This window comes from Roseomonas sp. BN140053 (assembly GCF_047690175.1).
Lineage (GTDB): Bacteria > Pseudomonadota > Alphaproteobacteria > Acetobacterales > Acetobacteraceae > Roseomonas.
On record NZ_JBLLEB010000050.1, the window covers coordinates 20,615 to 28,377 of the forward strand.

Consider the following 7,763-nt stretch of genomic DNA (forward strand, 5'->3'; position numbering starts at 1 on the left):
GTCTGGATGGTCTGGACCGACAAGGTGGTGTGGCAGGAAGGCATGTTCCTGCGCGCGCAGCACTTCCAGCAGCAGGACCGCCATTTCGAGCACCTGCTGCAGGCGCGCGCCGCACCGCTGCGCCCGCATCCCTGGGGCGTGACCGAGCTTTCCCTGGACCGCGACCTGCTGGGCGCGGGCAAGTTCGCCCTGGCCGCGGCGGCCGGCGTGCTGGAGGACGGCACCCCCTTCGCCATTCCCGGCACAGCCGACCAGCCGCCGGCGCTGGACCTGCCGGAAGGCACGCGCAACCAGATCGTGTACCTCGCCGCCCCGCTGCGGCAGCCCGGCTCCGCCGAGGTGGCGTTCTCCGACGCGCCGGAACAGTCGGCCGCGCGCTACGGCTTGCGCGGCTTCGAAGCCTTCGACACGCATTCCGACAGCACCCTGCCGGCGGAACTGCAGGTGGGCCGGCTGCGGCTGCGCTTCATGCTGGAAAGCGAGGAGCGGGCCGGCTTCACCACCCTGGGCCTCGCCCGCATCGTGGAGGTGCAGGCGGACCGCCGCGTCATCGTGGACGAGCGTTACGCCCCGCCCTGCCTGCGCCTGTCCGCCGCCCCGGCGCTGGCCAACCTGGCGCCGGAACTGGTGGGGATGATGGGGCAGCGCACGGAAGCCCTGGCCGCGCGGCTGTCGCAGCCCGGGGCGTCCGGCGTGGCGCAGGTCTCGGACTTCCTGCTGTTGCAGGCGCTGAACCGCTGGCTGCCGCTGCTGGCGCACTGGTCGGATGCCGGCAACGTCCACCCCGAGGCGCTCTACGCCGTGCTGGTGCAGGTGGCGGGGGAGCTGGCCACCTTCACCGACCCGGGCAAGCGCGCGCATTCCTACCCGGCCTACCGGCACGACGACCTGCAGCGCTCCTTCGCCCCGGTGGTCGCCGACCTGCGCCGGGCGCTGAGCATGGTGCTGGACGAGAGCGCCGTGGCGATCCCGCTGCAGGAGCGCGGCCACGGCGTGCGCGTCGGCCCCATCGCCGACCGCAACCTGCTGCGCGCCTCGCAATTCGTGCTGACCGTGCAGGCGGACGTGCCGGGCGAGCAGATCCGCCGCGTCTTCCCCAACCAAGTCAAGATCGGCGCCGTCGAGCATATCCGGCAGCTGGTCAACGTGGCGCTGCCCGGGATCGCCGTGCGGCCGATGCCCGTGGCACCCCGGCAGATCCCCTTCCACGCCGGGGCCACCTACTTCGAACTCGATCGCGGTTCGCCGCACTGGCAGCAGATGCAGGCTTCCGGCGGCTTCGCGATCCACGTGTCGGGCGAGTTCCCGAATATGCGCATGGAGCTGTGGGCGATCCGCGGATGAGCGACAATCCCTTCTCCGAACCCGAGGACAGCGACCGGACCGTTCTCCGCGGGCCGCAGCCCAAGGCGGGCGCAGCACCCCGGCCGGCCGCGCCGCCACCCGCATCTCCCTTCGGCGCACCCGGCGCGGCCTCGCCCTTCGGCGGCGCCCCGGCGGGCACGCCGGGTTTCGGCACGGGTCCCGCCGCGCCGCCGCCACGCCTGGGCGGCGAGGCCGAGGCGATCCCCAAGGTCGGCATCTCGCCGCTGGCCGCCGCGGCGGCGCCGCTGCTGGACCTGCTGGCGCGGCTGAGCAACAGCGCCCAGGTCAGCAACCCCGACGACCTGCGCGAGCGCGCCGTGCGCGCCCTGCGCCAGTTCGAGGCCGATGCCCGCGCCGCCGACGTGTCGCCCGACCAGCTCCGCGCGGCGCATTACGCGCTGTGCGCCGCGCTGGACGACGTGGCGCTGAGCACGCCCTGGGGGGCGCAATCCTCCTGGGGGGCGCATTCGCTGGTGTCCTCCTTCCACCAGGAGGTGCGCTCGGGCGAGCGTTTCTTCGACCTGCTGTCGGGCATGCAGAAGGATCCCGGCCGCTACGGGCAGGCGCTGGAGATTTCCTATCTCTGCCTCAGCCTGGGCATGCAGGGGCGCTACCGCCTCGCGCGCGGCGGCGGCACCGAGCTAGATCGCATCCGCGAGGGCCTCTACCAGCTGATCGCGCAGCTGCGCGGTGCCTGGGAACGGGAACTCTCGCCGCACTGGAAGGGCGTGGACGCGCCGCACCGGCCGCGCCGGCGTTCCGTGCCGGCCTGGGTCGCGGCCCCCGTGGCACTGGCCGTGCTGGGCTTCGGCTGGTTCGGGCTGAGCTATATGCTCAACAACCGCACCGACGACCTCTTCGCCCGGCTGGCCGCGCTGCCGCCGGCGATGCTGCCCTCCATCGCCCGCGCCGCGCCCCCCGTACCGCCTGCACCCCCGCCGCCGCCGGCCACGCCGCAGCGTCCCACCCTGGCACAGCGGCTGCGCGAGTTCCTGGCGCCGGAAATCCAGCAGGGGCTGGTGACGGTGTCCTCCGACGCGCAGCGCACCCTGGTGCGCATCCGCGGCTCGGGCATGTTCGCCTCCGCCTCCTCGACGCTGGACCAGCGCTTCGTGCCGCTGCTGAACCGCATCGGTGAGGCGCTGCGGGACGAGCCGGGCGCTGTGCAGGTGCTCGGCCATTCCGACAACCAGCCGATCCGCTCCGTGCGCTTCCCGTCCAACTTCCACCTGTCCCAGGCGCGCGCGCAATCCGCCGAGGACGTGATCCAGCGCGCCACCGGCGGCGACCCCGCCCGCTTCCGCGTGGAAGGCCGCGGCGACGCCGAGCCGATCGCTGACAACGCGACGCCGCAGGGCCGCGAGGAGAACCGGCGCATCGAGATCATCGTGATGAACGGGGGAGCCGGCTGATGGGCGCGTTGATTTCCGCCCTGGGCACCGTCACCGGCCTGGCCGGGTTGGCGGCGGTGGTGCTGCTGATCCTGCCGGTGATCTGGCTCTTCGCGCCGCTGATCGGCTTCGGCGGCATCTACCCGCTGGAATCCGCGCTGGCGCGGGCGGTGCTCTGCCTGCTGGTGCTGCTGGTCTATCTCGGCGGCCTCTGGTGGTGGTCGCGCAAGCGCCGCAAGCGCGACGAGGCGCTGGTCTCCGCCGCGGCCGCAACCGATGCGGCGGATGCCGCGGCGGCGGCCGAAGAGGGCGCGCTGCGCGACAAGCTGACCGAGGCGCTGGGTGCGCTGCGCCGGACCTCCGCCGGCAAGGGCTCCTACCTCTACGAGCTGCCCTGGTACGTGCTGATCGGCCCGCCTGGCTCCGGCAAGACCACCGCCATCGCCCGCTCCGGCCTGGAGTTCCCGCTGGCCGAGGGCAAGGTCGCGGGCGTCGGCGGCACCCGCAACTGCGACTGGTGGCTGACCGAGCGCGCCGTGCTGCTGGACACCGCCGGCCGCTACACCACGCAGGATTCCGACGCAGCCGCCGACAAGGGCGGCTGGGAGCGCTTCCTGCAGATGCTGCGCAAGACGCGGCCGAAGCAGCCGCTGAACGGCGTGATCGTGGCCTTCGGCGTGGACATGATCGCCACGCTGGACCAGGCCGGGCGCGACCTGCACGCCCGCGCCGTGCGCCGCCGCATCAAGGAGCTGGAGGACACCCTCGCCCAGCGCCTGCCGGTCTACCTGCTGGTGACCAAGGCCGACCTGCTGCCGGGCTTCGTGGAAACCTTCGACGACCTGGACCGCAATACCCGCGACCAGGTCTGGGGCTTCACCTTTCCCGTCGAGGAGAAGCCGGAAGGCGTGGTGGGTCGCTTCGCCGGCGAGTTCAGCGCCCTGCTCGGCCGCCTGCAGGAGCGTTTCCTGGAGCGCATGCAGGCCGAGCGCGGCCCGGCGCAGCGCGCCGCCATTGCCGGCTTTCCCACCCAGGTCGCCTCGCTGGAACAGCCGCTGGCGGCCTTCGCGCAGTCGGCCTTCGGTGGGTCCCGCATGGACCCCGCGCCCTTCCTGCGTGGGGTGTATTTCGCCTCCGGCACGCAGGAAGGCTCGCCCATCGACCGGCTCACCGGGGCCATGGCGCGCACCTTCGGGCTGAACCCGCAGCGCACCGCCCAGGCGGCGGGGCAACAGGGGCGGTCCTACTTCCTGGGCCGGCTGCTCAAGGACGTGGTGTTCAACGAGGCGCGGCTCGCGTCCCGCGACCGCGGCGTGGAGCGCCGGCGGCGGGTGGTGAACATTGCCGCCTGGGGTGCCGCCGCGCTGGCCATCATCGCCGGCGGTGCCTGGGGCTGGAGCAGCTACGCCGCCGAGCAGCGCCGCGCCACCGCCATGGCCGAGGCGCTGGGCAAGGCCGAGGGCGCCACGCAGGGCGTGACTTTCGACCCCGTCACCGACGGCGAGTTGCTGCGCGTGCTGGCCTATCTCGACAGCACGCGCGCCTTGCCGCCTGCCGCGCGCGCGGATGGGGCCGGAGGGCTGGGCCTGGACCAGTCGGAGAAGCTGGCGGCGGGCGGCGACACCGCCTATCGCCGCGCGCTGGACCGCGCCTTCCTGCCGCGGCTGCTGGCCCGGCTGGAACAGCAGATCCGCGGCAATCTGCAGCGCGCCGACTACCTGTACGAGGCGGTGCGCGTGTACCTGATGCTCGGGCGCCAGGGGCCGTTGGACAAGCCGCTGGTGCGGGAATGGATGGCGGCCGACTGGTCGCGCACCTATCCCGGCGCGGTGAACCAGCCGCAGCGTGACGCGCTGCTGGGCCACCTCGATGCGCTGCTGGCGAGCGACTTCGCCAGCTATCCCGTGGACGGCGCGCTGGTGGACGCGGCGCGGCGGGTCTTCTCGCGCCTGCCCATGGCGGAGCGCGTATATTCCCGCCTGCGCGGCGCCGGTGAGGGCATCCGCCCCTGGCGTCCCGCCGACGCGCTAGGCGCCGCCGGGCAGCGTTTCTTCGTGCGCGCCTCCGGCAAGCCGCTGACCGAGGGCGTGCCGGGCCTCTACACGCTGGACGGCTTGTATCGCGGGTTGCTGCCGCGCCTGGCTCAGGGCGTGCGCGAGGCGGCCTCCGAGAGCTGGGTGCTCGGGCCGGAGGCCACCGCCGCAGGCGCCGAGGACCCGACGCGGCTGGAGGCCGGGGTGCTGGCGCTCTACGCCAAGGAATACGGCGACGCCTGGCAGGCGCTGCTGGACGACCTGGTGCTGCCGCCCTTTGCCGGGCTGCAGCCGGCGGCCGAAGGGCTGAACATCCTGGGCGCGCCGAACTCGCCCATCCGCGACCTGCTGCGCGGCATCACGCGCCAGCTTTCCCCCGGCACGCCGCCGGAGGGTGCCCCCGGCGCGCCGCCCCCGCCGGGCCGCGCCGCCGCGGCGCAGGGCGTGCCCGCCGAGGCCAATCCCGCCGCCCCCGTGGCCACGGCCGTGGAGCAGCGCTTCCAGGCGCTTCGCGACGCCTCCGGTCAGCCGCTGGACGACATCCTGCGCATCGTGGCCGACCTCTACGTGCAGACCGCGCGGCTGGCCTCCGCGCCGCCCGGCACGGCGCCACCGGCGGCGCCGGCCGGCGGACTGGACCCCGGGCAGCGCCTGCTGGCCGAGGCGGTGCGGCAGCCGGAACCGCTGAGCAAGTGGCTACGCGCGCTGGGGCAGTCCGTGCAGCAGGCCCGCGCCGGCGGCGCCAAGGCCGCCATCGCGGCGGCCGGGGCGCAGCAGGTCGTGCCGCTGTGCCGCGCCATGGAAGGGCGCTTCCCTTTCCGTCGCGACGGCGCCGACATCCCGCTGGATGATTTCAACCGGCTCTTCGCCCCCGGTGGGCAGCTGGACCAGTTCTTCGCCCAGAATGTCCGCCCCTACGTGGACACCAGCAGCAATCCCTGGCGGCCCATGGCCACCGACGGGCTGCAGCCGCCGGTGACCGCCGCCGACGTGCAGCGCTTCCAGCAGGCGCAGGTGATCCGCGACGCCTTTTTCCCCGGCGGCGCCGGCGGCGGTTTGCGCTTCGAGCTGGTGCCGCAGGGGCTAGACGCCGCTTCCACCACCGCCTCGCTGGAGCTGGAAGGCGCCAAGACGGAAATCCCCGCTGCCGGCACGTCCCGCCCGATCCTGGTGACCTGGCCGGCGCGCAACAACGTCACGCTCAGCTTCGACCCGCCGGGCAGTGCGCCGCCGCTGGTCTTCGACGGGGCCTGGAGCACCTTGCGGCTGGCCATGGGGCGCAACAGCACGCTGACCGGACTGCAAGGCCCGCTGCGCGCCAACACGCCGCGCGACCGGCTGCGGCTGACGGTGGTGAACGGCGACCGGCAGGCGGTGTTCGAGCTGCGCGCCGGCAGCAGCATGAACCCCTTCGGCCTGCCGGAACTGGCACAGTTCCGCTGCCCCGTCCTGGCACCGTGAGGGGAGTGCCGTGGCGGGGGACGCGGTGACCGGCTTCTTCGGCAAGATGCCGGCGCATGGCGACTTCGTCCGGCGCAACCTGCCGGCCAGCTTCGTCGGCCCTTGGGACGAGTGGCTGCAATCCGGCATCGCCGCCGCGCGCGAGGAACTGGGCGAGAACTGGGCTGCCGCCTGGGAGGGGGCGCCCGCCTGGCGCTTCGCCCTGCCGGCCGGGGCCTGCGGCCCGGAGCCGGTGGCGGGGCTGCTGCTGCCCAGCCGGGACACGGTGGGCCGGCTGTTTCCGCTGACGCTGGCCGCCGTGCCGGCCGCGGTGCAGCCCGGCGAAACCTGGTTCGCGGCGCTGGAAGCCCTGGCCCGCGAGGCGCGCGCCGGTGGGATGGATGCCGACCGCCTCGCGGAAGCGCTGCCCGCGCCCGAGGGCGAGGGGGCAGAAGCCCCGGGCTGGTGGACGCCCGAGCTGGAATGGCCGCTGGCCGCCCTGTTGCCGGCCGAGGAATTTGCCCTGTTGCTGGAGGTGCCGCATCCGTGACGCCCGTTCTCATCACCTCCGAGAGCTGCACCCATGTCGGCACTGTCCGATCCCGCAACGAGGATGCGGTGGTGGAACGCCCCGATCTCGGCCTCTGGGCCGTGGCGGACGGGGCCGGCGGACACGGGGCAGGGGATGTCGCCTCCGCGGCGGTGGCGCAATCGCTGGACAGCATCCCGCCCGGCCTTTCCGCCGCCGAGCTGCTGGCACAGCTGCGCCTGCGCCTGCTGGCGGTGCACGCTTCCCTGCAGGCGCAGGCCGCAGCGCTCGGGCCGGGGCGGGTGATCGCCACCACGGTGGTGGCAATGCTGGCGCGCAACGGGCACTTCGCCTGCCTTTGGGCCGGCGACAGCCGCGCCTACCTGCTGCGCGACGGCGTAATGCGCCGCATCACCCGCGACCACAGCCTGGTGCAGGAGATGGTGGATCGCGGCGAGCTGTCCGAGGCGGAGGCGGAGAGCCACCCGCAGGCCAACATCATCCTGCGGGCCGTGGGTGCCGGCGGCGAGCTGGAACTGGACAAGGTGTCCGGGCGCATCTCCCCGGGGGACACTTTCCTGCTGTGCAGCGACGGGCTGTTCAAGGCGGTGTCGGAAAAAGCCATCGCCGAACTGATGCGGGCCGGGCAGGGGGCCACGGCACTGATCGAGGCAGGGCTGGCGGGCGGGGCGCGGGACAACATCAGCGCCGTGGCGTTGCGTGCGACGGCTGGCGCGGAGGCCGCCGTGAACGAGACACCGTTGCCGCCGCCAGCCGCGACGGTGAATCAGGCCGATCTGACCCTGCGCAACCCCGCCTGATCCGGCGACCGGCGCCGCTTCCAGGCATAAAAAAAGGCGCCCGGCGCGAGCTGGACGCCTTGGCGCGGTTCCCGGGGGAACCGCGCCGGGTGAGGCCGGACTACTCCTTCTTGGCGGTGGCCAGGTTGTAGGTGGTGGAGGCGGTGGCGCCGGCGGTGTCGTCGCCGATCTTGCCGTACTTGAA

At 73.6% G+C, this 7,763-nt stretch carries 5 protein-coding genes; all 5 read left to right on the forward strand.

Features of this window, described 5'->3' with window-relative positions:
- Positions 1-6 precede the first annotated feature (6 nt).
- The 5 genes from tssK to ACLIBK_RS23540 are packed head-to-tail and all read left to right on the forward strand — an operon-like array spanning position 7 to position 7,579.
- The gene (tssK, locus tag ACLIBK_RS23520; protein WP_415389742.1) at positions 7-1,344 is read left to right on the forward strand and encodes a type VI secretion system baseplate subunit TssK; all 1,338 of its coding nucleotides are present in this window, start codon (positions 7-9) and stop codon (positions 1,342-1,344) included.
- The gene (gene tssL / locus ACLIBK_RS23525) at positions 1,341-2,777 is read left to right on the forward strand and encodes a type VI secretion system protein TssL, long form (protein ID WP_415389743.1); all 1,437 of its coding nucleotides are present in this window, start codon (positions 1,341-1,343) and stop codon (positions 2,775-2,777) included. Before tssK ends, tssL begins: the two co-directional genes overlap by 4 nt.
- Positions 2,777-6,250 (forward strand): type VI secretion system membrane subunit TssM, encoded by a 3,474-nt coding sequence (gene tssM, locus ACLIBK_RS23530; protein WP_415389744.1) that lies wholly within the window; start codon positions 2,777-2,779, stop codon positions 6,248-6,250. The genes tssL and tssM overlap by 1 nt, the downstream gene beginning before the upstream one ends.
- A gap of 10 nt (positions 6,251-6,260) precedes the next feature.
- Positions 6,261-6,779 (forward strand): type VI secretion system-associated protein TagF, encoded by a 519-nt coding sequence (tagF, locus tag ACLIBK_RS23535; protein WP_415389745.1) that lies wholly within the window; start codon positions 6,261-6,263, stop codon positions 6,777-6,779.
- Positions 6,776-7,579: a PP2C family protein-serine/threonine phosphatase gene (locus ACLIBK_RS23540; protein ID WP_415389746.1), complete on the forward strand. Its 804-nt coding sequence runs from the start codon at positions 6,776-6,778 to the stop codon at positions 7,577-7,579. The genes tagF and ACLIBK_RS23540 overlap by 4 nt, the downstream gene beginning before the upstream one ends.
- Positions 7,580-7,763: the final 184 nt, after the last annotated feature.

Excerpts from the sequence above, each read along its gene's own strand:
- tssL (WP_415389743.1), top strand. The coding sequence starts at position 1,341 with ATGAGCGACAATCCCTTCTCCGAACCCGAGGACAGCGACCGGACCGTT.
- tssM (WP_415389744.1), top strand. The coding sequence starts at position 2,777 with ATGGGCGCGTTGATTTCCGCCCTGGGCACCGTCACCGGCCTGGCCGGG.
- tssK (WP_415389742.1), top strand. The coding sequence starts at position 7 with ATGGTCTGGACCGACAAGGTGGTGTGGCAGGAAGGCATGTTCCTGCGC.